The sequence below is a fragment of the Ruegeria sp. BC8 genome, from assembly GCF_056535705.1.
The window spans coordinates 1,028,087-1,051,415 of the sequence record NZ_JBQFIV010000001.1; the positions used below are offsets into that span (position 1 = coordinate 1,028,087).

The window sequence follows — 23,329 nt, forward strand, 5'->3', positions numbered from 1 at the left end:
CTCGGGATGCGAGGCCCGCCACCAAAGAGTGGGAGCTATCATGAAACGTCTGACCACTGCCGCGCTATTCTGCGCGCTTGCCTTGCCCGTCGCAGGCGAAGAGTTCACGTTTGCCGTTACAACGGACCCGCAAACAATGGACCCTCATGCTGTCAACTCTGCCCCGGTTCTAGGTTTCTTGAACAACGTCTACGAAGGGCTTGTGCGCAGGGGCAAGGACATGACCATTGAACCGGCGCTGGCCACGAGTTGGGAAACCATCGGGGACGGAGTTGGATGGCGGTTCAAACTGCGCGAGGGCGTAACGTTTCATGATGGTTCTGATTTCAATGCGGATGACGTGATCTTCTCGTACCAGCGGGCGTCTGACGAAAACTCGGACACACGCAGCTGGTTCGCACCCGTCAGCGAGGTGGTGAAGGTTGACGACTACACCGTCGATGTCATGACCACCGCGCCGAACCCGATTTTCCCGGACAGCATTGCCAACTGGATGATTATGGATAGCGGCTGGGCCGAGGCAAACGACGCAGCACTGCCTGACAAAGAATCGGGCAACTATGCGACCCTGAACGCCAATGGCACCGGTGCTTTCCGAGTCACCGCGCGAGAGCCGGGCCTGCGCACTGTTCTGGAGCCGTTCGACGGCTGGTGGGACACAGCAGAACACAACCTGACCCGCGCTGAATTGGTGCCAATCCAAAACCCGGCGACCGCTCTGGCGGCTTTGTTGTCTGGAGATGTGGACTTCATCAACCCGGTCCCAATTCAGGATGTGGCTCGGTTGCAAGGCAATCCGGATGTGAAGGTCATTCAGGGCGTCGAAGCGCGCGTGATCATGTTGGGCTTTGATCAGCAGGAAGGCGCGAGCGAAGCCGGGCAGGGTGGCTCGGACCTGTTCCGAGATGTGCGCGTCCGCGAGGCGGTGGCAAAGGCAGTAAACGTTCCCGCTATCCTGCAAACCATCATGCGTGGCAATGCTGAGGTGGCGAGCCAGTTGGTCAGTCCTGCGATGCGCGGCTATTCGGCTGCGAACGCGGATCCCTATGTCTACGATCCCGAGGGTGCCAAAGCTTTGCTGGCTGAGGCTGGCGCTGAGGGGGCCGAGATCAGCTTTAAGTGCCCCAACAATCGCTACCTGAACGACGAAGCCGTTTGCCAGGCGATCACCGCCATGCTGTCTCAGGCCGGGCTAAACGTGACGCTCGATGCGATGCCGGTTCAGAACTACTGGCCCGAACTGCGGGCAGACAATTTTGACATGTATCTGTTGGGTTGGTCACCCGGTACGTTCGATGCCGAGCATCCCGTGCGTTTCCTCGCTTCGACCCCGAATGAGGAAAAGAAGTTGGGTTCCTGGAATTTTGGCGGCTATTCGAACGCTCGCGTGGATGAATTGCTGCCGCTGATCCAGTCCGAGATTGACGAACCCACACGTCAGGCAATGCTGGACGAGGTGGCAGGTATCCTGCACGACGAGGTGGCCTATGTGCCGCTTTACGTTCAACCGTTGGTCTGGGGCGCGCGCAGCAATATCGAGCTGACACAACGGCCCGACAACTTCTTCCTTCTGCGCTGGGTAACGGTCAACTAAATGCTGTCATACATTATCAGGCGTGTGGCTCAGTCGGCGCTGGTTCTGTTCGTCGTGGGCCTGGTCGCCTTTTCCATGTTCCGCTTTGTCGGCGATCCGATCGACAATATGCTGGGACAAGAGCGGACCATGGAAGATGTGGAACGTCTGCGGGCGCAGCTGGGGCTCGATCAGCCGTTTCCGGTGCAATATGTGAAGTTTCTGCAGGAAGCGGTACAGGGCAATTTCGGCGTCAGCTTCCGTCAAGGGCGTCCGGTCGCGGAAATCCTGGCCGAACGCGCTCCGGCAACGTTGGAACTGGCGCTGGTCTCAGCCGTGTTTGCCATAGTCTTGGGCATCGCGCTGGGTGTGTTCACCGCAATCCGGCGAGACGGGTTTGCAGCGAATTTCATCATGTCAGCATCCCTGATCGGGGTTTCCCTGCCGACATTCCTGATCGGAATCCTGTTGATTTACATCTTCTCGGTCGAACTTGGCTGGCTGCCCAGCTTTGGGCGCGGAGAAGTCGTAGACCTGGGCTGGTGGAGCACCGGCTTGCTGACAAGCAGTGGCCTCAAGGCGCTGATCCTGCCCGCGATTACATTGGGTCTATACCAGATGACCCTCATCATGCGGCTGGTGCGCTCCGAGATGCTGGAAGTACTCCGGCAAGACTATATCCGCTTTGCCCGCGCCCGTGGGCTGAGTGACCGGACCATCAATTTCCGCCATGCGCTGAAGAATACTATGGTCCCGGTCATTACCATTATCGGCCTGCAACTGGGCGCCATCATCGCCTTTGCCATCATCACCGAGACAGTGTTTCAGTGGCCGGGCCTGGGCCTTCTGTTCATCAATGCAATCCAATTCGTGGATATCCCTGTCATGGCAGCATACTTGATGATGATCTCGGTCATCTTTGTCACCATCAACCTTGCGGTCGATATCCTTTACGCCTTTATCGACCCGCGCCTGAGGGTCAGCGCATGAGCCGTGTGAAACGCATTCTGGATAGCGACCAGTTCTACGCCTTCCGCCGCTCGCCTGTGGCCATGGTGTCGGCGACGGTGGCATTGATCCTGATCCTGGCCACGATCCTCGCACCACTGATTGCGCCGACAAACCCGTTTGATCCGGCCAGCCTGAACCTGATGAATGGCTTCACCCCGCCGATGGAACCCAATGCCTTTACAGGCGAAACCTTCCTAATGGGCACAGACGATCAGGGGCGCGATGTGTTCTCGACCATCCTCTACGGAATGCGGATCTCGCTATTCGTTGGGGTGGCGGCCGTTCTGTTCGCGATGGTTCTTGGGATCATACTGGGCCTGCTATCGGGGTATTTCGGCGGGTGGACCGAAACCATCATCATGCGCACGGCGGATGTGCAGCTGACTTTCCCATCGATTCTTCTGGCCATGCTGATCTTTGGGATCGCCAAAGGCATTACCCCGGTGGAGTATCGCGACCAGATGGCGATTTGGGTGTTGATTCTGGCCATTGGACTGTCCGATTGGGTGCAGTTTGCTCGGGTAGTTCGGGGCGCAACGCTGGTTGAGAAGAACAAGGATTACGTCGCCGCCGCTCGCATCATCGGGCAAAGCCCGCTGACCATCATGCTGCGCCATATCCTGCCCAATGTACTGTCACCGGTGCTGGTGATCGCGACTATCTCATTGGCGCTGGCGATCATTGCCGAGGCGACGCTCAGTTTCCTTGGCGTTGGCGCGCCACCGACCCAGCCCTCGCTGGGGACGCTGATCCGCATTGGGCAGGGATTCCTGTTCTCGGGTGAGTGGTGGATCCTGTTCTTCCCGGCCTGCACCCTGCTGGCACTGGCGCTGAGTGTGAACCTGCTGGGCGACTGGCTGCGTGACGTTCTGAACCCGAGGCTGAAATGACCGATCCCGTTCTTTCGATCCGCAACCTGACAGTGGAAATCCCCACACGCCACGGCATCTTCAAGCCGGTCGAGCATGTGACCTACGACCTGCATCCTGGCGAGATCCGGGGCGTTGTCGGCGAAAGCGGCGCCGGCAAGTCCATGACCGGCAACGCCGTGATCGGCCTTCTGGATCCCCCGGCCCATGTCTCCGAAGGTGAGGTCTGGCTGAACGGTCGTCGGATTGACGAACTGGACGCCGAGGACAAACGCCGAATCCGGGGCAAAGAGATCGGGATGATCTTTCAGGACCCGCTAACCTCGCTGAACCCGTTGTTCACAGTGGGTGAGCAATTGGTCGAGACGATCCAGCTTCACCTCGGCCTGTCCGCTTCCGAGGCTAAAGAACGCGCCATTGCGCTGCTGGATCGCGTGTCCATCCCGGACCCGGCGGACCGTTTCAACCAGTATCCGCACCAGTTCTCCGGAGGGATGCGTCAGCGGGTGGTAATCGCGCTTGCACTCTGTACCGAGCCTAGTGTTCTGATCGCGGACGAACCCACAACGGCCTTGGATGTATCTGTCCAAGCGCAGGTGCTGGATCTGATCAAGGAACTGGCGAAGGAGCGTCAGGTCGGCGTGATCCTCGTTACCCACGACATGGGCGTTATCGCCGACACCACCGACTCGGTAACCGTGATGTATTCCGGTCATGTGGTTGAAAGCGGAACGACCGATCAGATCCTCGGCGCACCGAAACATGAGTATACCAAATCTCTGATTGCCGCCGTGCCGCGCCCGCACACCAAAGTTGAGCGTTTCCCAGTGGTCAATTATGGCGAGCGGGAAAGAACCTTCAAGATCGACGATCTGGCGGCCCATTGGGACAAGACCGATCTGTCGAAATCCGGCAAACTGCTGGAAATCGAAAGCATTACTAAAACGTTCCTCCAAAAGGGCGGGCTGCTGCCCTCGCAACGCAAGTACTTCACTGCCGTCGATCAGGTGAGTTTCGACATTCGCGACGGTGAGGTTTTTGGCCTTGTCGGCGAAAGTGGCTCTGGCAAGTCCACAGTCGCCCGGATGATTGGAACACTCTATCCTGTGGACGGTGGTCGGGTGATCTTTGATGGCGAAGACGTCACAGTGATGGAGGCAGAGGCCCTGCAAGCCTACCGCCGCCAGATCCAGATGATCTTTCAAGATCCGTTCTCCAGCCTAAATCCCCGCATGAGGGTCGGGGACCTCGTTGCCGAGCCCATCCATCATCACAAAATCCTGCCCAAGCCCGCAATTGAACCGCGCGTGCGCGAACTGCTTGACTGGGTTGGCCTGGCCAAGGACGCGTGGCGCAAGTATCCACACGAGTTTTCCGGTGGGCAGCGTCAGCGTATTTGTATTGCTCGCGCCCTCGCAACTCAGCCCCGTTTTCTGATCTGCGATGAGCCGACCAGCGCCCTGGACGTATCCATTCAGGCGCAAATCCTGAACATTCTCAAAGACCTGCAGGAGCATCTGGGCCTGACTATGCTCTTTATCAGCCATGATCTTCCTGTCGTACGTCAGATGTGTGACCGGGTGGGCGTGATGCGGCATGGGAAGCTGCTTGAGGTTCAGGAGACGGACGCGTTGTTCGAAGCTCCCGAGCATCCGTATACACGGGAACTATTGGATTTGATGCCACGGCTAAAGCAATTGGCATAACCTTAACGGTTTGGTCTTGCATCGGTTTTCCAGAAGAAGTTGTTTGAGAGGTACGCGCGCAAGCAATCAACGGTAGTTTGAATTCAAACACCGACTTGAATTGGCTCCATCGCAAGGCGTCTAGTATTCGTTGTCGACCCAATTTCGGACCTGGACGAAGCTAGATGAAATGCAATCTCGATCAATGAGGTCTGCGTCGAGGTCACAGCCGACGGCAGCAATACGGTTTGCGACTTCAGAATTCAGGATACCCCTTGAAAGACAGCTTTCCGCGCCTCACCAAACATCTCGACACGGCAGTACGCGAGACTTGTAGGGGACTAGGTGTCGGTCATTGGTTTCAAACCGAGCGGCTACGGCACACACCCCCTATGCCGGACCAAAGCATCGGAGAACTGACCTCAGAAACAAGTCTGCGGCTGGATTCCAACCAATACACTGTCCACTAGCGCGCATAAGCGCTGAGTTCCGGACCTTGCAGAGCGGAAAATATCCGCTCTGCAGTTCCTGAATAGAATCTGCAGGTGGCTAGAAAGGGTTTGCCTGCTTGCCGCCGAACGCAAACGGCACTCCGTCCGGATCACACAGGATGGGGATTTGAGCTTGAACGGATTCGCTTAAGTTCAAGGAGGCCGGATGCGCCCCTTTGGTTTCAGCGGCACGGAAGGCGTCAGGGACTGAAGCAACTTTTAGGCTCGGGACCCAAGATGCGTTTGAGGCGGTTGCCCAAGTCGCGGCATGCTGGATTGCAACAAGACGGCCCCGAGGCCCGAGGAGAGTGGCGCAATCCTGGTCCCGATCGGGAGACACCTGCCATCCGAAGAGTTCGATGTAGAACGCCTGCGGAAAGCCATCATCGTTGCTGATATACACTTCAGGGCCAAACTGCCGTCTCGGCACGGGGAAACTGTGCCGAGACAGCGAAATCCCCACCAAAGCGCCGAGCGGATCGCGAACGAGTGCGTTGCGCCCGACGCCCGGCACCTCGAATGGCTCCCGAACAATTTTGCCTCCGAGCGTGTCGACGCGCTTGGCCGCCAGGTCCACGTCGGGGACCTCGATGTAGGCGACCCAGCCCTTCGCTTGCTCGGGCGGCGTCTCGATCAAACCCGCGCCCGCTTCGTCACCGGAAAGGGCGAGGACGAAATCCTGCTCGCCGCCACCCCATGCAAAATCCGATGCCCGCTCGACTTCATAAGACCAGTCGGCGACGTGCTGGTAGAATGCCATTGAACGCGCCCTGTCCGGTGTGAATAGGTCATGCCATACGATTTGACCGGCCTTCGACTGTGTCATCGCCTTACTTCCTGACATCTTTGAGTTTTTTGACTCCGCGGACCATCTTCCCGAACGCCTTGTCGCGCGACCTGCGTTCCGCAAGACTCGCGGAGTTAAACGCATCTTCGGCCATGAGCTTGCGCCATCTGCGAAGCCGATCGCTATCAAGAACACCCTCATCGATAGCCTTCAGAACAGCGCATTCCGGCTCAGAATCGTGCTGACAGTTCTTGAATCGACACTGCGCGGCCAACTCCTGAATGTCGGCGAAAAGATCATTGATACCTTCCGCTGCATCGGTGAGCTGCAGTTCCCGCATGCCCGGACTGTCCAAGACCAGACAGCCATTGGGCATAGCATGAAGCTCGCGCCGCGTTGTCGTATGCCGCCCCTTTGCGTCGTCCTCACGAATGGTTTGGGTTTCAATGGACTGACTCTCGAGCAGCGCATTGGCCAACGTTGATTTACCAACACCAGATGAGCCGAGAAACGCCACCGTCTTGCCGGGTTCGCACCAGGGAAGCAGTTTTGTCCGGGGCGCGTCGCCGCGGGCGTCAAAGGCGACCACGTCGATCATGTCCGATACCGCGCGAGCAGCGTCGATATAGTTCTGCGGGTCTGTCACGAGGTCGGTCTTTGTGACGACGATGACGGGTGTCATCCGTGCCTCCAAAGCCAGAGCTGCATAGCGTTCCAGCCGGGCCACCTTGAAGTCCTGATTGCAAGACGTGACGATAAAGGCCGTATCAATGTTCGCCGCGATCAGTTGTTCCTGCCGGTCGGTTCCGGGCGCACGCCGCTTTATGAGGCTTGTGCGCTCAAGAACCCGACTGGAGCGCGGACGTGTGGAGTCCAGCATCAGCCAGTCTCCGACAGTTGCGTCGGCTCCCGGCGGAAGTACCGTATCTATGCCGTCACCGACGACATGCAGCCCATTGCGATGCACTTCGACAACGCGAACGGGAGGTGTCGCCGACAAGTCCTCTACGCTGATCTGTTGGGCGAAAAACGGTTGCCATCCCAATGCCTGAAGAGGGCTGGGATTGGCGTGCGATCCCGCTTCGCTTGCGCGAGGCGGAAGGAAGTTGGAGTAATCCCTTGTCATAGGGTGTTCACTTTCATGTCTCTGGCCCAGGTCAGATTTGGGCGCTGATGGTAGGAAAGAGTGCGCACATCAAAACACTCCGTCGGCAACAAAGCGACGGCGGTGCTTCAGATCTTGAATATGCTCCGGGAGGCGCGCTGCCTCCCTTCCTTACCGGGACATAAAATCTCCATTTCCGATAAAGTGCACATAGGAAGACCGCGGGCAGAACACAACAGTTGACCGGTGATTTGGCGCACGTCGTCACTTCTCTGTAGCAACCGTTCAACACGAAGAAGAGTGTGTGAACTTTACCCGCGTAGCAGCCTTTTGTGCTGGAAACAGCAGTTGACGGCACCGAGCCGAAATTCCCCCAAAGTCCTCCTTGGGCCGTTATCACACATCCCTACAACCGGAATATTAGCGCCTTCGTCCGCAATGTGGTCTTGACCCCTGGAACTGGACCGAACCGAGTGCGAAATTTTGGGTGCATTTCTGGCAACAGGGGAGTGTAGCGATGCCGAAGAAACGATTCATCGGCGAACAGATTGCCTTTCGATTGTGGACAGGATGCTTCATCAGTCGATCAATCTAATACTCATGACGGGCTGACTGGCTTAGAACCGCAATTCCTCTGAAACGACACTACTTCAGGAAACCTCCTGACCTTTCTCGGAACATACTTGCAATCTTGCCTCTTGGCGTAGTCACCTATGGGTGACGAGCGGAGGAAGTCGATGAAGCCTTGGACAATCATGTTTTGTGCGTTCTGCACATTCGCTCTTGTCGCTTGTGCCCCAAAAGTTCGTACATATGAGAAAACCAATTCGGTTTCATTCTCGGCAAGGACAAACAGCACACTTGGGCAGACGGCGACCCGGCTTGGGGACCCCAACGACGGCCGGTCCGGTGTCAAATTGATCAGCGACGGCGAACAAGCCTTGGTGTCACGGCTTCTACTCGCTGCAGCGGCTGAACAATCGATCGACGCTCAATACTACCTTTTGCATAACGACCCGACAGGTCACCTCTTTGCGGCCAGCCTTTTGCAGGCGGCGGATCGAGGCGTACGTGTTCGCTTGCTTTTGGATGACATGGACACATCCGGATACGACGCGATGACAGCCGCATTGGACTACCACGAGAATATTGAAATCCGTCTGTTCAATCCTTTCTGGCGCGACCAAAGCCTGATCATTGCCGGGCTCACGGATTTCAAGCGGATCAATCGCAGAATGCACAATAAGTCGATGACCGCAGACAACGTGTTCACAATTGTCGGTGGCCGGAATATCGGCGCCGAGTACTTCCTGGCACGGGAGGAAATGAACTATGCGGATCTGGATGTTCTGGCAGCCGGTCCTGTCGTAAATGAAGTTTCACACAGCTTTGACGAATATTGGAACAGTGAGTTCGCGGTTCCGGCCCGCGTGGTCGTCGGGCAACCTGAAGAATTTTCGCTTGGCCAAGCGCGAAGCAGACTGAATGAGCTTGTGGAGGCGGCAAAGCAGACCCAGTACGGCGAAGCTCTCAGAAAATCTGCAAGAGAGAATTTTGCAGACGGCACGCTTTCCTTGGATTGGGTGCCCGCAAAACTCTACGCCGATCCGCCTTCCAAAGCCGCAGGGCTTGATAACTCAGATCCAATTCTTGCGTCGCAACTGCTGCCGTATTTCGAAGGTGCTGACAGGGAGGTCAATATCGTTTCGGCCTACTTCGTGCCACGCAACAACGGCGTGAAGTGGATGACCGAACTGGAAAACCGAGGTGTCGAAGTCAAAGTCGTAACCAACTCGCTTGCTTCAAACGACGTAGCACCAGTCTATGCGCACTACGCCAAGAAACGCAGGGCGTTGCTGCGTGGTGGGGTCGAGCTTTATGAATTGCGGCCTGACGCTTATCAGGTCCAACGTCGTGGAATAAACTGGGCTCAATCTCGGTCGGGTCTTCATTCCAAAGCGTTCGCTGTCGATGACAGATATCTGTTTGTCGGTTCGTTCAATTGGGACCCTCGTTCAGTCAACATAAACACAGAAATGGGCATTCTCATCGACTCTCCGGCGTTGACCGCACAAACCATGGGTGCTTTGGACGATGCGCTTCCAGCATATACATATCATGTGACGCTGGAGAGTGCTGGCCAACTCAAATGGAGAACACGGGGCGAGAACGGAGAAATCCTCGAATATGACTCTGAACCAACGGGTTCGGCTTGGGATCATATCGTCGCTGGATTTTTCAGTATTTTGCCAATCGGCTCTCAGCTTTAGTAGCGTGGGAGAAGGTCCGTTCTTCTACTGTGCTGTTGACGTTCTATCAATTGCATCGCGCTTGTGGCAGTCTTCTTCGCATTTGAAGAAAAGTGGATAAGTAGGAGGGGCACATGGAAATTCGAACCACATCCGGGCGCGGCCGTCTATACGACAGCGTCCTGGACACGGTCGGCAACACGCCGTGCATTCGCATCAAAAAAATTGCGCCGCCCAACGTGACGGTCTACGTCAAGTTTGAAGCCTTCAACCCCGCGGGCTCCGTCAAGGACCGCCTTGCGCTGAACATCATCGAAGCTGGTGAAAGGGAAGGTCGGCTTAAACCCGGGCAAACGGTCGTCGAGGCTACCTCGGGAAATACCGGGATTGGTCTTGCGATGGTATGTGCCGCAAAGGGTTATCCGCTTGTGGTCACTATGGCTGACAGCTTCTCGGTGGAACGCCGCCGGTTGATGCGGTTTCTTGGGGCCAAGGTTGTGCTCACGCCTCGTGCGCTCAAGGGTTTTGGGATGTACTACAAGGCCAAGGAGTTGGCCGAGGCAAATGGCTGGTTTCTCGCCAGCCAATTCGAGACAAGCGCCAACGCCGACATCCACGAGGCCACGACAGCGAGGGAAATACTCAGCGATTTCGAAGGAGAGCGGCTGGATTACTGGATCACCGGTTATGGAACGGGCGGCACTGTTTCGGGCGTCTCGCGCGTGCTCAAGCGGGATCGCCCTGACACCAAGATTATCCTGACCGAACCTGCAAACGCTGCGATTGTCGGGTCTGGCTACGTGAACACCCGCAACGAGGCCCATCAGCCCACTGAGAGCCATCCGGCCTTCGAGCCGCATCCCATTCAGGGTTGGACGCCCGACTTCATCCCGTATGTGCTTCAGGAAGCTCTGGACAATGCTTACTACGATGAACTGCTCCCCGTCGCCGGAGCGGATGGTATTGCATGGTCCAGGCGTCTGGCCGCAGAGGAGGGGATCTTCACCGGAATCTCAGGGGGATCCACATTTGCCATCGCAATGGAAGTGGCCAAAAGCGCCCCGGACGGATCGGTGATGCTGGTGATGCTGCCCGACACAGGCGAGCGGTATCTTTCGACACCGCTCTTTGACGGGATTGCCGAAGATATGACGGATGAGGAACGAGCGATTTCCATGTCGACACCAACGGCGCAAATGCCGTCTGAGTGAGCCAGGTCTCGTCGCTCATCGATCCGGGTATTAGAACGTTCGATCTGTAGCGTTGATGCCGTCGGAAATTCTGCGGACAACGTGGTTATGGCAATGCGTGGCTGCTCGATCAAACGCTCCGGTTGGGTCGCGCTGCAGAAGTTGAACCGACTTCAACGGATGGCTGCCGAGTGTCCTGTATCATCGCCTGTGCGGGTGCATACTGACCTATTGCGTTGATCGAGAAAGCCTGTCGTTGACCAAAGATTTGCTTCTTCGATGGAAGTACAGAAGTTGCACCTTTAACTGAACGGCTTTTGGGTGCCCTTGTGCACGGCGGATTGGGTGATGCAGCGCCTCCACGACCTCGGGCTGACGTGGCACCACCTTTTGGGGCGCTCGATGGGCGTCATGATCTCTCAGGAAATCGCCTGCCTCAACCGCCCATCGGATCGCTGCAACTTGGTTTCTGGATCGTGAAGCCGCACAAGGGTTTGAGTACTGCGCCGCCGTCGCCGCGCAAAGTAAACTGGCTGCAATAAACGCCGGCCTGGACGCTATGTACTCCTGGTCCGGAGAGCAGAACCTTAGCCAATTCCGGCAGGAAACACTTGTGCTTTGGGGCGATCGGGATCGGACTTATCCGTGGAGTCAGACTCATATGCTTTAGCAAGAAATCCCCAAGACCTCGCTTGCGGTCGTGCCGGGTTGCGCCCATGCGGTTCATGCCGAGAAGCCTGAACTATTCCAGCGTCTGGTCTCCGACTTTCTGGAGTGATGGGCGCTGCAGGCGGCAAGGTGCTCTGCAGGAAACAGCCGAGCTCAGGTTGTTTAAGTTGCCTAGGCGTTTATTCAAGAGCGAAGCGTGCTTATCTTCGTGCCGGTCTCAGCGCACGGGTTTCACGCGCCGGGCCAGAAAAACCTAAGTGAATCGCTCGTGGCTTGATTTGACGGCGACACGGGGCCCACACTCAAGTCTCACGAAATGCTTTCGCAAAATAGTCGCTGAACGGTTTGATAAGGTAGGCAATCGGTGTTCTGTCCTGCGTCCGTATGAAGGTTTCGACCGGCATTCCAGGGACCAGAGGTGTTTCCGCGGGCAGTTTTTTCTGCTCGCCGGCGTTCAGTGCGATCTCGGCCGTGTAGTAGGTCTGGTTTGTCGAAGCCTCCTCGAACGCATCCGCAGAAACCAGGGTGACCCGTCCTGTCAATTCGGGCGTCTTGCGCTGATCCATGGCCGAAAAGCGCAAAACGACATCTTGTCCGACGAACATCTGGTCGACGTGAATGGGGTCGACGCGGGCACTTATGATCAGCGGACGATCCTGCGGAACCAGGTACAATACCGGTTCAGCCGGTTTCACAACCGCGCCAAGGCTGAAGATGTTCAATCCATGTACGACCCCAGAGACCGGCGCCGTGATTTCAAGGTTGGCGATACGCTCTGCGATATTCGTCGTTTCCTCGCGTAATTCCAGTTCCCGATACCTCAGGTCCCTGAGGCGGGTAATGGCATCTTCGCGGCGTTTGCTTTGCAATTTGAGGATTTGAATCTCGATTTCGGTCTTTCGCCCCTCGGATTCCGCGATACGGGCAGTCAGATCACCCATCGTTCCGCTCAGGCGTGCTTCTTCTCGTTGCAATGACAGAACGCGGGATGCGGGGGCCAATCCGCGTTCAAACAAGGACTCCTGATCCGTCAGTTCCTTTCGTATCAGGTCCAGCTGGGTGGCAAGCGCCAGTTTTTGAGCATCAATCCCGACAATCTGGTTGTCGATCTGACCAACCCTTTTGAGTTGCTGATCAATCTCCTGCGCGATGGATTGCTTGCGCGCCACAAACAATCGTTCCTGCCCATAGACCAAGTCCGCGATATCGATGTCCAAAGATGCGGCTTGCTGAAGTATGGGGTCAAAGCGAATTTCTTCGGTTCCGTCTCTTTCCGCCTCAAGACGACCACGGCGGGCCATGAGTTCGTAAAGCTCTTTTTCGGCGATCGCCAATTTGGTGGCAAGGTCATTGGACGCCAGCTTGATCAGAACATCACCGGCCTCGACCAAGGACCCTTCGTCGACAAGTATCTCGGCGACCACGCCGCCATCAGGGTGTTCCACAACCTGTTGATTTTGATCGACTTCAATTCGACCGCTGGCAACGATTGCCCCGGCAATATTGGTCGTGAAGGACCAATAGCCAAAGCCCCCAAGCAACAGCATCAGGCCCACGAGACCCACGAGCACTGGTCCGCGCGCTGACCAGGAAACAGACGAGTTTACGTCGGACCGCTCCGGTTTCATTTCAGGCCTCCCTGTCTGGCGGTTTTTGCGATTTGTTCGTGGTTGATAACGAGTTTCCGAAGCACGTCTTTTTTGGCGCCGAAGTCCCGGATGGTTCCGTTTTCCAGCATTATCAGCTTGTCGCATTCCTGAATTGCGGCCGGCCGGTGGGCCACGATCAACACGGATTTTCCGTTTGCCTTGAACTCTTCAATTGCGCGATTGACCGCGGCACTGCCTTCGACGTCGAGGTTTGAATTGGGTTCGTCCAGCACGAGCAGAACGGGGTCGCCGTACATGGCGCGGGCAAGGCCGATACGTTGCATCTGACCACCGGACAGCTGCCCTCCGTTCGCCGACACATTGGTGTCATAGCCATCAGCGAGCCGCAGTATCATCTCATGCGCATCTGCTTTCTTTGCGGCTGCCACGACGGCGGCATCGTCCGGCTCGGGCGCCATTCGGGCAATGTTTTCGGCAATCGTGCCGTCAAACAGCTGAAACCGCTGCGGAAGATAGCCGATGAGGCTGCCAAGTTCGGTCGAGCCGTATTGATCCAGTGCGGCGCCATCCAGCCGGATCGTGCCGCTGTGCGGACGCCATACGCCAGTCAAGGATCTGGCGAGTGTGGACTTCCCCGCGCCGGACGACCCAATCAAGCCGACCGCTTCGCCAGGGTTCACGTTGAACGAAACGGATTTCAGAGCGGCTTGTCGTGAGTTCGGCGGAAATACGGTCAGGTTTTGAACAACCAACTTGGCTTTGGGTTTCGGCAGTCGCGTATTCACACGTTCGGGCGGTACGGTGCCGAGCAGTTCGGCCAGATTGTCCCAGCCTCTTTTTGCGGTCTGAACCAACTGCCATTGCGCCACAAGCTGCTCCATCGGTGCCAGCGCCCGGCCCAGCAGGATTGAGCTTGCAATCATTGCGCCTGCAGTCAGTTCCCCCTGAAGCACAAGAAATGCACCAACACCAAGGATGGCCGACTGCAAAAACAACCGGAAAGTCTTTGTTACGTTGGCAAAGCTGCCGCTTACATCAGCCGAGCGGATCTGCTCCTTCAGCGCCCGGTCGCGCAACGTCTTCCACCGCGTGTAGGTCGCATCGCGCATACCCATCGCCTCAACGATTTCGGCTTCGTTCCGCAGCTGGTTGGACATTGCTTCGGACGAGGCGACAGCACGGCTGGCATTCGACATGGGGCGTGCCGAAAAGACTCGGTTCAAGCCGGTCAGTGCCAAGATGACCAAGCCACCCAGCGCAGCGACAGCACCAAGCCAATGGTGGAATATCCAGATGCCCAAAAGGAAAACGGGCGTCCAAAACACATCGAAAAAGGCCATTGGAACCGGAGAAGACAAAAGCCGCTGAACAGCCTCAAGATCGCGCAGGCCGGTTTCCGTTTGATCGTCCGGAGCGACCGAGGCTTTGCGCTGCACCGCCTCGAATACCCGACGGTCAAGCCGCGCCTGGAATCGGGCCGCGACGCGTCCGAAAATCCTCCCCCGAGCATATTCAAGCAGGCCCAGAATGCCGTACAAGAACGCAACAAGCACCGAGAGAGCGACCAGCGTTTCCACCGATCGACTGCCCAAAACCCGGTCGTATACCTGCAGCATATACAATGGCCCGGTCAGCATCAGAAGGTTGGTGAAGCAACTGAGAACACCGACAAAAACGTACAGCCGCCAGCTTTCCCGACGCACTTCGCGAAGTTCCTGACGCCCCGTTTCAACTACGAATTTGGGTTTTCCCATTGGCCGTCACCTTTGTTCTCAACTGATGATCGATACGCTGATCTGACCCGGTTGGATTTGTTTTTGGTTTCGGCCTCAGAGGGCCCAAGAACGATCTACGCGCTACCGCCGGGGACATATCGTGATTCAGAAATATTTGATCCGAACGGCCTGTGCGCTCCGTACCAGCGGTAAGCCAAACGTTGGCTTGCAAATCTCAGGTGGAGGAAATTATGACGACAATTGCAGGAATTGCCGCAGGAAATCCAAGCTTTAGCATTCTTGTCGCAGCAATAGGTTTTATCGATGACCAGAAGGGGACTGACTACCTTGGTGTCCTCAGTGGAACGGCTGGCGATCCTTCTGCGACCTACACGGTTTTTGCCCCGACAAACGCGGCATTCGGGCAGCTCGCAGCTGATCTGGGTTTTGCGGGCGACGTTACTGACACCGCAGCCGTAACCGCATTTCTGACCTCTTTGAACGAAGATCCGGTCGAAACCGCAACGCTGCTTGAGACGATCGTCACCTATCATGTTGCAGTTGGCACCCAAGGGTCGTCTGAGATTGCGTCGGCGGGTTCGGTGACCTCACTTCAGGGCGGCGTGATCGACGCGTCCGAACTGCCGACACTTGGCGATCTGGAGCCGGACCTCATCAACCCGTCGCTGGTGCAGACAGACATTCTGGCGGACAACGGCGTGGTCCACGTAATTGATCGCGTTCTGCTGCCGATCGATCTGCCAGGAAATGACGCCCCGACGATCACCGAAACCGTTCTTGCGGTAAGCGGCGCATCCGGTTTTGACGAAAACGGGGGTGATTTCGACATTCTCCGAGAAGCCCTGATCGCCGCTGATCTGGCGGGCGCCCTGAATGACCCGAATGCCGACCTTACCGCCTTTGCGCCGACCGATGACGCGTTTATCGCGCTCTCGAACTCGCTGGGATACGAAGGCAGTGATGAGGGCGGGGCATTTGCATACCTTGTTGACGCACTGCGTTTGCTCAACGGCGGAAACGATCCCATCGAGCTGTTGACGACGGTGCTGACCTACCATGTCTCGGGTGAAAGCCTGCAGGCCAGCCAGGTTCTGGCGTCTGAGGAAATCGAAACGCTCCAGGGTGGAACGATTGGTGTGGATGCCGAGACCCTTACCCTGGTCGATGCCGATCCGGACGTTCAGGATCCAAGCCTCATCGCGACCGACATTCAGGCGTCGAACGGTGTGATCCATGTGTTGAACGGCGTTCTGCTGCCCGCCGATCTGCTGCAATCTGACGGTTCAGGTGCAGTCGATTTCGTCATCGGAGACGATGGGCGCGAAGTCATCCGCACAGGTCGGGACAATGACCTGATCGATGCCAAGGGCGGCAACGATATCGTTTTTGCAGGACGTGGTGACGATCTGGTTCTCGCCGGTGACGGTCGGGACAAGGTTTTCGGCGGCAAGGGTGACGACACCCTGAACGGAGAGGGTGGAAACGACATCATCTTCGGCGGCCGTGGAAATGACGAGATCGCGGGCGGTGCCGGAAACGACAAACTCATCGGCGGCTCGGGCTCTGACAGCTTCGTCTTTGAACAAGGCGGCGGTCATGACACTGTGTTCGGCTTTCGCGCAGGTCGCGACAAGATCGACCTCAGCGCCTATGGCTTCACAGATTACGAGGAAGTCGAGGATGCGATCAGCGGCCGTTTCTTCAAGACCAAGATCGATTTGGGAGACACGGAAATCTCGTTGTTCGGCGTCCGTGCCAGCAGCCTAGACGAAGGTGATTTCATTCTCTGATAGGCAAGCCCGCCTGGACCGACCAAAACTGTTTGGGCGGGCTTTTCTTGTTGAAACGGCTTCACTACATTTTTCGGTAACAGTGTTTTGGATGTGTGGGTGGCGACAGCCGGGGCAAACGCCATAAATTTCCATAAGTTATCGATTTTCAACACTTTCATTCTTTTGGCCCGCGTGCATACTGCAAGGCGCAGGCACCCAATCAAGGCCGAAAACTCGTGATTACTGCGGTGCCGGGCGAGGTCGGGCCACGCATTGCGCGAAGCTCACCGCTGGCATCCTCAAGGCGGACCTCTCTGGCCACCATCGGCTGTATGTCAACGTCACCCCGCTCGATCAGTCCAAGCAGACGCGGGTATTTCCAGGACGGCATGCCCCGGGTGCCAAAAACCGAGAGCTGTTTGGAATATATCGCGCGCATGTTCATGCGCATCCAACCTTCACCCGACGGCATCCCAATCTGTACATGACGGCCCAAGATCGCGAGGCACTCCAGCGAAGCGTTCGTCGTTGTTTCGATGCCCAGAGCTTCGATGGAAACCTGCGCTCCTCCACCGGTGATATCCAGGATCGCGGTCGCCGCATCCTCTTTGGATGCATTGACCGTCGCGTCCGCGCCGTGGCGTTTTGCGTGCTCGAGTTTCTCGTCGACGACATCCACCACGACAACCCGGCATCCCAGCATTTTCGCAAGCAAGAGAACGGACAGACCAATTCCACCGGTTCCATGGACGGCAACCCATTCGCCCGCAGCAACATCTGCTCGGTCCGTCAAAGCATGCCATGCGGTGGTGACGCGGCATCCCAGGCCGGCGGCGAGGGCAGGGGAGAGTGTGTCTGGCAAGTGAACCAAGTTATGGTCAAAGGGCACCGCAACATATTCCGCATAGGCGCCCGGTGCGCCAAATCCGGGAACGATCTGGTTGGCGCAGGTATTCGACACTCCGGTTTGACAGGCATGGCAACTGCCGCACCCTAGGATGAATGGGGCGATGAGGCGATCACCCACTTTGTGTTTCGCATTGGACCCGGCCTCGACCACGGTGCCACAGTATTCGTGCCCCAGGATGGAGCCGTTTTGAACTTTCGGGTGGGCACCGGACCAGCCGTGGTAGTCCGAGCGGCACACGCCGCAGGCGGCGACCTCCAAGACCACTCCGTTGTCGGGGCAGGTTGGGTCCGGGACCGTTTCAATCGAAAGGTCCTCGTTGAACTCTCTGACGACTGCAGCTCGCACTTCGCGCTCCCAAAATGGTTTCTTCGACCCAGAAATCCCGTCCCGTCAGAACTAGACGGGTCGGTCGCCTTTCACGGTTACACGCCGCCCCTTTCGTTCCGCGGGCCAATAGTCCCAGATGGCACGATGCATACAGCAACGATTGTCCCAAAACGCCATATCGTTGAGCGACCACCGGAACCGGATTTGATAGTTGATCTGTTCGGCATGCTCGAAAAGCATGTTGAGGATCGCCTCACTTTCCTTGGCCGACAAGCCGATAATCTTCGTTGTGAACGTTCGGTTGACGAACAGCGATTTTCGTCCTGTCTCGGGGTGAGTTCTGACGATCGGATGAATTGCTTCGGGGCAATCAATATCCGCGTCCTTTTGGCCCCGGTCGCTGTACCGGCCCTTGTATATGTGCTCGGAGCTGTGGAGGGCGGACAGGCCGCCGAGCATGCTTTTGATCGGTTCGGACAGATCATCGTAAGCCGCATACATATCGCTGAACATGGTGTCCCCGCCGCAAGGAGGGGCAATGTGGATCTGAAGCAATGTTCCCAATGGCGGCGTCTCATCACATGACACGTCCGAGTGCCAGAACTCACCGTTGGCTACCTTTGAATTTTTGGTGGCATGGATCTCGAATATCTCCGGATACCCTTCCATCGTTGGGGCTGCGGGGTGTACGTGGAGCGGCCCGAAGCGTTTCCCAAACTCGATGTGCTGCGCAGGCGGTATCTCTTTCTGCTCTTTGAAGAACAGAACCTGATAGGTGTGAAAGGCATCGCGGATCTCGGCGAACTGGTCTTCGGGCACAGGCTGGCTCAAATCGACCCCATAGATCTCGGCCCCGAGGTTAGGAGCGAAAGGCTGGGCAACGATGGACGTGTAGGTGTTGGACTTTGGGGCAACCATGGGGACCTCGGGGCGCTGTTTCATTGAGCCTGTTTCGTGCAGGGTACAGATCAAAAAATGTAAACAAAAACGAAAATGATTTGATCAATCGGTGAAATTCTCTCACCTTTCATGGACCCGGACAAAGGTGGCGAGGTCTTTGGGATGAGCATTCGAGCGCTGCGAACTCTGGTCGCAATACATCGGCATGGAAGCTTTCGAGCCGCATCGGAGGCTGAGCATCTGACGCCGTCGGCGGTAAGCCATCAGATGCGGAACCTTGAAGTCATGTGGGGGCTCGACTTGTTTGACCGGTCGGCGAAGACACCCAAACTGACCAGTGCGGGGCTCATGCTTGTTGAAGAAGCGGCGGCGGTCGTTGCCGCGTATGATGGCCTGGCTGACAAGGTGAGATCGGACAAGGAGCTTGCAGGCGAGATAATCTTGGGTGCAGTTCCAACGACTTTGACGGGTTTGGTGCCTGCTGCGTTATCAAGGCTGAAGTCAGAGCATCCTGACGTGCGTGTCAGAATTGTTCCGGGCTTGACCAATCAGCTGCTGTTGCAGCTGGACCGCAAACAGGTTCACGCGGCAATCATCTCACGCCCGGATATCCTTCCGAAGTCGCTGGAATTCTCGGAAATCGTGACCGAGAAACTGGTCCTGCTCGTCTCGGAAAAAACTCCGGACCTTTCTCCCGAAGAACTGCTCGGCGCGTTGCCGTTTATCCGGTTCACTCGCGACGCAGTTGTGGGGAGGCAGATCGAGACCTGGCTGCAAAGGATGGGCATAGAAGTCAAAGACGCCATGGAGCTTGAAAGCCTCGAGGCAATATCAAGCATGGTCGCCGCGGAACTCGGGGTCTCGATCATACCTGACAGTCGTCTGGCGTCTTATGACCATTTGCGGCTCAGAAAAATTCCTCTGGAGCAGTTCGGACCCCGACGCATCGTCGGTCTTGCGAGTGTGGCAATGTCCCCTCGTGCCAGAATGGTGGACGCAGTCCGGGGCGCGCTGCTGGATGCGGTGGGACCCTAGTCGGTTCTCAGGCGGAGCCGAGGCCCCTGATTGCTTTCGAGAATTGCTTTGGTGGCTGCACGTTATTGAAGCCAGAAGCCGGTAGAGTGGCGGCGATGATTTTCGCTGCACCCAGAACCAATTCCGTCACCGACGGGCGGGCTGCTGTTCGCTCGAAAACTGTGCATTTCTTGGTAGGCCGCCAACTGGAAAAGCCCGTACAACTTGCAAAGTTTGAATTGATCGTCACACTTCTCGTATGAGCGAGTATTTTGATGAGATGTTCAACGGCGACGGATCTCTCAGAGGTCCTTACGAAGAGATCGGACGTTGGTTCAATGCGGAAGATGTCTCACGGCTGAGGGCCAAACAGCGCGAAGCCGAAGAAGTTTTCAGGCTGACGGGGATTACTTTCAACGTCTACGGCAAGACCGAGGCCGAAGAACGTTTGATCCCATTTGACATCGTTCCGCGCGTGATTTCAGGACGCGAATGGCAACGTCTGGAGCGTGGCATCGAACAGCGGGTTCGGGCGATCAATGCGTTTCTTCACGACATCTATCACCGTCAGGAAATCGTGCGTGCCGGTCGCGTTCCGGCAGAGATGATTGCCAGCAACGAAGCCTTCCTGCCGCAGATGCTGGGTGTCTCACCGCCGGGGCAGGTCTACACCCATGTGGTTGGCGTCGATCTGGTGCGTACTGGGCCAGACGAGTTCTTCGTGTTGGAAGACAACGCCCGTACGCCGTCCGGGGTCAGCTACATGCTCGAAAACCGGGAAACCATGCTGAAGATGTTTCCCGAGCTTTTCAGCGCCACGAATGTGCGCAATGTATCCGATTATCCCCGCAATCTGAGACGCTCGCTTGCGGCCAGTGCGCCGGCCTGCGCGGATGGCGAGCCGACCGTCGCGGTATTGACACCGGGGATCTATAATTCAGCCTATTTTGAACATGCGTTTCTGGCCGATCAGATGGCCGTGGAACTGGTCGAGGGCCACGACCTGCGGGTTGTCGACGGGCGCGTCTGCATGCGCACCACGCGAGGTTACAAACCAATCGACGTTCTTTACCGCCGGGTTGACGATGATTTCCTGGACCCGCTGAATTTCAACCCGGACAGCGCGCTGGGCGTTCCCGGCATTCTGGACGTCTATCGTGCTGGGGGTATTACGATCGCCAACGCGCCGGGCACGGGCATTGCCGATGACAAGGCAATCTATTCCTACATGCCGGAAATCGTTGAGTTCTACACGGGCGAGAAGCCTCTGCTCAAAAACGTTCCTACGTGGCGCTGCAGCGACCCCGAGTCGCTGTCCTACGTATTGGACAACCTGTCGGATCTTGTCGTCAAAGAGGTGCACGGCTCGGGCGGCTATGGAATGCTGATCGGCCCGACCGCCAGCAAGAAAGAGATTGCGGCCTTCCGTGACAAGCTCAAGTCGCGGCCGTCGAACTATATCGCGCAGCCCACGTTGTCTCTCTCGACAGTACCAATCTTCGCCCGTTCGGGACTTGCCCCCCGGCATGTCGATCTGCGGCCGTTTGTTCTGGTGTCCCCGGATGGGATCGAGATCACTCCCGGCGGCCTGACGCGCGTTGCGCTGAAAAAAGGGTCCCTGGTCGTGAATTCAAGCCAAGGCGGCGGGACCAAAGACACCTGGGTTCTGGAGGACTGACCATGCTGGGAAAAACTGCTGGCGGGTTGTTCTGGATGTCCCGGTATCTTGAGAGGGCGGAAAACACGGCCAGACTGCTTGAAACAGGCCAGAGGATGGCGCTGACCCGGACCAAGAACTCCGATGCGGAATGGGGCTCGGTTCTGAAAACCGCCGGCGTTTTCGGCGGTTACAGCGCCAAATATGATGAGGTTTCAAAAGACAATGCCGTGGATTGGATGTTGCGAGATGCCGACAATCCATCCTCGATCAAGTCGGTCATCAAGCTGGCGCGAGACAACGCGCGCCTTGTTCGAACCGCATTGACCCATGATGTCTGGAGCGCGGTGAACGCCACGTGGATGCAGATTGATCAAGCCATGAAGCGCCGCGTGAACGAGAGAGACCTGCCGGGGACGCTGGAGCTTATTCGTCAACAGGCGGCTCTGGTTCGTGGTGCGACGCTAGGGACCATGCTGCGCAACGATATTTTCGACTTCACCCGGATCGGCACGTTTGTCGAGCGGGCCGACAATACCGGGCGCATCCTGGACGTGAAGTACTATGTCCTTCTACCCACGGCCTTTTCGGTCGGTTCGTCACTGGACAACATCCAATGGGAGAGCATCCTGCGGTCCGTGGGTGCGGGTGGTGGCTATCGCATGACCCACGGCCAGAATACCCGGCCGTCGGAAATCGCTCAGTTTCTGATCCTCGATCAGCGGATGCCACGCAGCCTGCATTTCTGCTGCAGGAAAATCCAAGAGAACCTTTCTTATCTCAGCAAAGACTATGGCTTTGCGGGGCCGTCGGTTACGGCGGCCGATGCGCTGTCCGAAAAGTACCTCGACCGGCAGATTTCTGATATCTTTGACCTTGGGCTGCACGAGTACATTCAGGACTTTTTGAAGGATCTTGGGAACTTGAGCCGCCAGATTGAAGTTGACTACCGGTTCTATGAGTGACCAATGAAACTGCATATTCGCCACGAGACACGATACGATTTCGACGCGCCGGTTCCCTTTGGCCTGCAGCAGCTGAGAAAGACGCCCAAATCCTTCCGCAATCAGAATATCCTCTCTTGGAGCACCGAAGTGACCGGGGGGCGCAAGGAACTGAGCTTTGAGGACTACCACCGCAACACGGTGGAGCTGATCAGTTTCGAAGCGAATACACAGAGCATCTCATTGATCTCGGGAGGTGTTGTCGAGGTTGAAGATACGAATGGTGTGTTGGGACGTCACGAGGGGTCGACACCGTTGTGGCTTTTTCAGCGGAGCACGCCTTTGACAACGCCGGGCAAGGGTGTTGCAGACTTAATCGCCGAGTTGCCGGATGGTGAGCCGCTTGAGCGGATGCATGCGCTGTCCGAAAGCGTTCGGGCTCAGGTCTCCTACGAAGTGGGAGGCTCGCACCCGGACTGGAGCGCAGAAGACGCTCTCAAGGCCGGGCGCGGCGTGTGTCAGGACCACGCGCATGTGTTCATCACCTGTGCGCGGAAGATCGGTGTGCCGGCCCGCTATGTCTCGGGTTACCTGATGATGAACGAAACCGAATTGCAGGATGCCACTCACGCGTGGGCCGAGGTTCATTTGGACGGGCTTGGCTGGGTTGGATTCGACGTGTCCAACGGGATTTCACCCGATGATCGATACGTGCGTGTCGCAACCGGTCTGGACTATGCCCAGGCGGCCCCGGTAATAGGAAACAGAATTGGGGCAGCGGGCGAGCAGTTGACGGTTCAATTGCAGGTCGCACAGCAGTAACGGAGAAC

General features: G+C 57.0%; 17 protein-coding genes. 11 read left to right on the forward strand and 6 right to left on the reverse strand.

The genetic code is table 11. The features are described 5' to 3' along the window. The first annotated feature begins 40 nt into the window (after window positions 1-40). The 4 genes from ACR3EK_RS05315 to ACR3EK_RS05330 are packed head-to-tail and all read left to right on the forward strand — an operon-like array spanning window position 41 to window position 5,159. Entirely contained in the window at window positions 41-1,594 is a 1,554-nt protein-coding gene (locus ACR3EK_RS05315; protein ID WP_480632853.1) for an ABC transporter substrate-binding protein, read from the forward strand. Next, window positions 1,595-2,563: an ABC transporter permease gene (locus ACR3EK_RS05320; protein WP_093964992.1), complete on the forward strand. Its 969-nt coding sequence runs from the start codon at window positions 1,595-1,597 to the stop codon at window positions 2,561-2,563. Continuing rightward, window positions 2,560-3,474: an ABC transporter permease gene (locus ACR3EK_RS05325; RefSeq protein WP_170339892.1), complete on the forward strand. Its 915-nt coding sequence runs from the start codon at window positions 2,560-2,562 to the stop codon at window positions 3,472-3,474. The genes ACR3EK_RS05320 and ACR3EK_RS05325 overlap by 4 nt, the downstream gene beginning before the upstream one ends. Further along, on the forward strand, window positions 3,471-5,159 hold the full coding sequence (locus ACR3EK_RS05330) for an ABC transporter ATP-binding protein (protein ID WP_480632854.1): 1,689 nt from the start codon (window positions 3,471-3,473) through the stop codon (window positions 5,157-5,159). The genes ACR3EK_RS05325 and ACR3EK_RS05330 overlap by 4 nt, the downstream gene beginning before the upstream one ends. Before the next feature lie 528 nt (window positions 5,160-5,687). On the opposite strand, the gene ACR3EK_RS05335 is transcribed toward ACR3EK_RS05330, so the two are convergent. Beyond that, the gene (locus ACR3EK_RS05335; protein WP_480632855.1) at window positions 5,688-6,473 is read right to left on the reverse strand and encodes a VOC family protein; all 786 of its coding nucleotides are present in this window, start codon (window positions 6,471-6,473) and stop codon (window positions 5,688-5,690) included. Next, entirely contained in the window at window positions 6,460-7,542 is a 1,083-nt protein-coding gene (gene rsgA / locus ACR3EK_RS05340) for a ribosome small subunit-dependent GTPase A (RefSeq protein ID WP_480632856.1), read from the reverse strand. The genes ACR3EK_RS05335 and rsgA overlap by 14 nt, the downstream gene beginning before the upstream one ends. A gap of 716 nt (window positions 7,543-8,258) precedes the next feature. Here rsgA and ACR3EK_RS05345 point away from each other — a divergent pair. Together ACR3EK_RS05345 and ACR3EK_RS05350 are read left to right on the forward strand one after the other, a co-directional pair. Further along, a complete protein-coding gene (locus ACR3EK_RS05345) occupies window positions 8,259-9,791 on the forward strand; it encodes a phospholipase D family protein (RefSeq protein WP_480632857.1) in 1,533 nt (510 codons plus the stop codon). A gap of 113 nt (window positions 9,792-9,904) precedes the next feature. After that, complete coding sequence (locus ACR3EK_RS05350; RefSeq protein WP_480632858.1) at window positions 9,905-10,981, forward strand: PLP-dependent cysteine synthase family protein; 1,077 nt, start codon at window positions 9,905-9,907, stop codon at window positions 10,979-10,981. A 950-nt stretch (window positions 10,982-11,931) separates the two neighbouring features. Here the strand turns inward: ACR3EK_RS05350 and ACR3EK_RS05355 are convergent. Further along, the gene (locus tag ACR3EK_RS05355; protein WP_480634006.1) at window positions 11,932-13,257 is read right to left on the reverse strand and encodes an HlyD family type I secretion periplasmic adaptor subunit; all 1,326 of its coding nucleotides are present in this window, start codon (window positions 13,255-13,257) and stop codon (window positions 11,932-11,934) included. Beyond that, complete coding sequence (locus ACR3EK_RS05360) at window positions 13,254-14,993, reverse strand: type I secretion system permease/ATPase (RefSeq protein ID WP_480632859.1); 1,740 nt, start codon at window positions 14,991-14,993, stop codon at window positions 13,254-13,256. Before ACR3EK_RS05360 ends, ACR3EK_RS05355 begins: the two co-directional genes overlap by 4 nt. A 212-nt stretch (window positions 14,994-15,205) precedes the next feature. Between ACR3EK_RS05360 and ACR3EK_RS05365 the strand changes: the two genes are divergently transcribed. After that, window positions 15,206-16,765, forward strand: coding sequence for a fasciclin domain-containing protein (locus ACR3EK_RS05365; protein ID WP_480632860.1), 1,560 nt, complete (start codon window positions 15,206-15,208; stop codon window positions 16,763-16,765). 202 nt (window positions 16,766-16,967) lie between these two features. Here the strand turns inward: ACR3EK_RS05365 and ACR3EK_RS05370 are convergent, their stop codons facing one another. Both ACR3EK_RS05370 and ACR3EK_RS05375 read right to left on the reverse strand, forming a co-directional pair. Beyond that, a complete protein-coding gene (locus tag ACR3EK_RS05370) occupies window positions 16,968-18,002 on the reverse strand; it encodes a zinc-binding dehydrogenase (protein ID WP_480632861.1) in 1,035 nt (344 codons plus the stop codon). 51 nt (window positions 18,003-18,053) lie between these two features. Beyond that, complete coding sequence (locus tag ACR3EK_RS05375) at window positions 18,054-18,926, reverse strand: TauD/TfdA dioxygenase family protein (RefSeq protein WP_480632862.1); 873 nt, start codon at window positions 18,924-18,926, stop codon at window positions 18,054-18,056. 87 nt (window positions 18,927-19,013) lie between these two features. On the opposite strand from ACR3EK_RS05375, the gene ACR3EK_RS05380 reads away from it, so the two are divergent. From ACR3EK_RS05380 to ACR3EK_RS05395, 4 genes are all read left to right on the forward strand, one after another. Beyond that, complete coding sequence (locus ACR3EK_RS05380) at window positions 19,014-19,919, forward strand: LysR family transcriptional regulator (RefSeq protein WP_480632863.1); 906 nt, start codon at window positions 19,014-19,016, stop codon at window positions 19,917-19,919. Window positions 19,920-20,157: 238 nt separating this feature from the next. Continuing rightward, on the forward strand, window positions 20,158-21,576 hold the full coding sequence (locus ACR3EK_RS05385; RefSeq protein ID WP_170339274.1) for a circularly permuted type 2 ATP-grasp protein: 1,419 nt from the start codon (window positions 20,158-20,160) through the stop codon (window positions 21,574-21,576). A gap of 2 nt (window positions 21,577-21,578) precedes the next feature. After that, window positions 21,579-22,520, forward strand: a complete 942-nt coding sequence (locus ACR3EK_RS05390; protein WP_480632864.1) for an alpha-E domain-containing protein — start codon at window positions 21,579-21,581, stop codon at window positions 22,518-22,520. Between the two features lie 3 nt (window positions 22,521-22,523). Further along, window positions 22,524-23,321, forward strand: a complete 798-nt coding sequence (locus tag ACR3EK_RS05395; RefSeq protein ID WP_480632865.1) for a transglutaminase family protein — start codon at window positions 22,524-22,526, stop codon at window positions 23,319-23,321. Window positions 23,322-23,329: the final 8 nt, after the last annotated feature.

Bases quoted from the DNA above. Each gene is read 5' to 3' on its own strand.
- ACR3EK_RS05315 (WP_480632853.1), top strand. From the start codon at position 41: ATGAAACGTCTGACCACTGCCGCGCTATTCTGCGCGCTTGCCTTGCCC.
- ACR3EK_RS05320 (WP_093964992.1), top strand. From the start codon at position 1,595: ATGCTGTCATACATTATCAGGCGTGTGGCTCAGTCGGCGCTGGTTCTG.
- ACR3EK_RS05325 (WP_170339892.1), top strand. From the start codon at position 2,560: ATGAGCCGTGTGAAACGCATTCTGGATAGCGACCAGTTCTACGCCTTC.
- ACR3EK_RS05330 (WP_480632854.1), top strand. From the start codon at position 3,471: ATGACCGATCCCGTTCTTTCGATCCGCAACCTGACAGTGGAAATCCCC.
- ACR3EK_RS05335 (WP_480632855.1), bottom strand. From the start codon at position 6,473: ATGTCAGGAAGTAAGGCGATGACACAGTCGAAGGCCGGTCAAATCGTA.
- rsgA (WP_480632856.1), bottom strand. From the start codon at position 7,542: ATGACAAGGGATTACTCCAACTTCCTTCCGCCTCGCGCAAGCGAAGCG.
- ACR3EK_RS05345 (WP_480632857.1), top strand. From the start codon at position 8,259: ATGAAGCCTTGGACAATCATGTTTTGTGCGTTCTGCACATTCGCTCTT.
- ACR3EK_RS05350 (WP_480632858.1), top strand. From the start codon at position 9,905: ATGGAAATTCGAACCACATCCGGGCGCGGCCGTCTATACGACAGCGTC.
- ACR3EK_RS05355 (WP_480634006.1), bottom strand. From the start codon at position 13,257: ATGAAACCGGAGCGGTCCGACGTAAACTCGTCTGTTTCCTGGTCAGCG.
- ACR3EK_RS05360 (WP_480632859.1), bottom strand. From the start codon at position 14,993: ATGGGAAAACCCAAATTCGTAGTTGAAACGGGGCGTCAGGAACTTCGC.
- ACR3EK_RS05365 (WP_480632860.1), top strand. From the start codon at position 15,206: ATGACGACAATTGCAGGAATTGCCGCAGGAAATCCAAGCTTTAGCATT.
- ACR3EK_RS05375 (WP_480632862.1), bottom strand. From the start codon at position 18,926: ATGAAACAGCGCCCCGAGGTCCCCATGGTTGCCCCAAAGTCCAACACC.
- ACR3EK_RS05380 (WP_480632863.1), top strand. From the start codon at position 19,014: ATGGACCCGGACAAAGGTGGCGAGGTCTTTGGGATGAGCATTCGAGCG.
- ACR3EK_RS05385 (WP_170339274.1), top strand. From the start codon at position 20,158: ATGAGCGAGTATTTTGATGAGATGTTCAACGGCGACGGATCTCTCAGA.
- ACR3EK_RS05390 (WP_480632864.1), top strand. From the start codon at position 21,579: ATGCTGGGAAAAACTGCTGGCGGGTTGTTCTGGATGTCCCGGTATCTT.
- ACR3EK_RS05395 (WP_480632865.1), top strand. From the start codon at position 22,524: ATGAAACTGCATATTCGCCACGAGACACGATACGATTTCGACGCGCCG.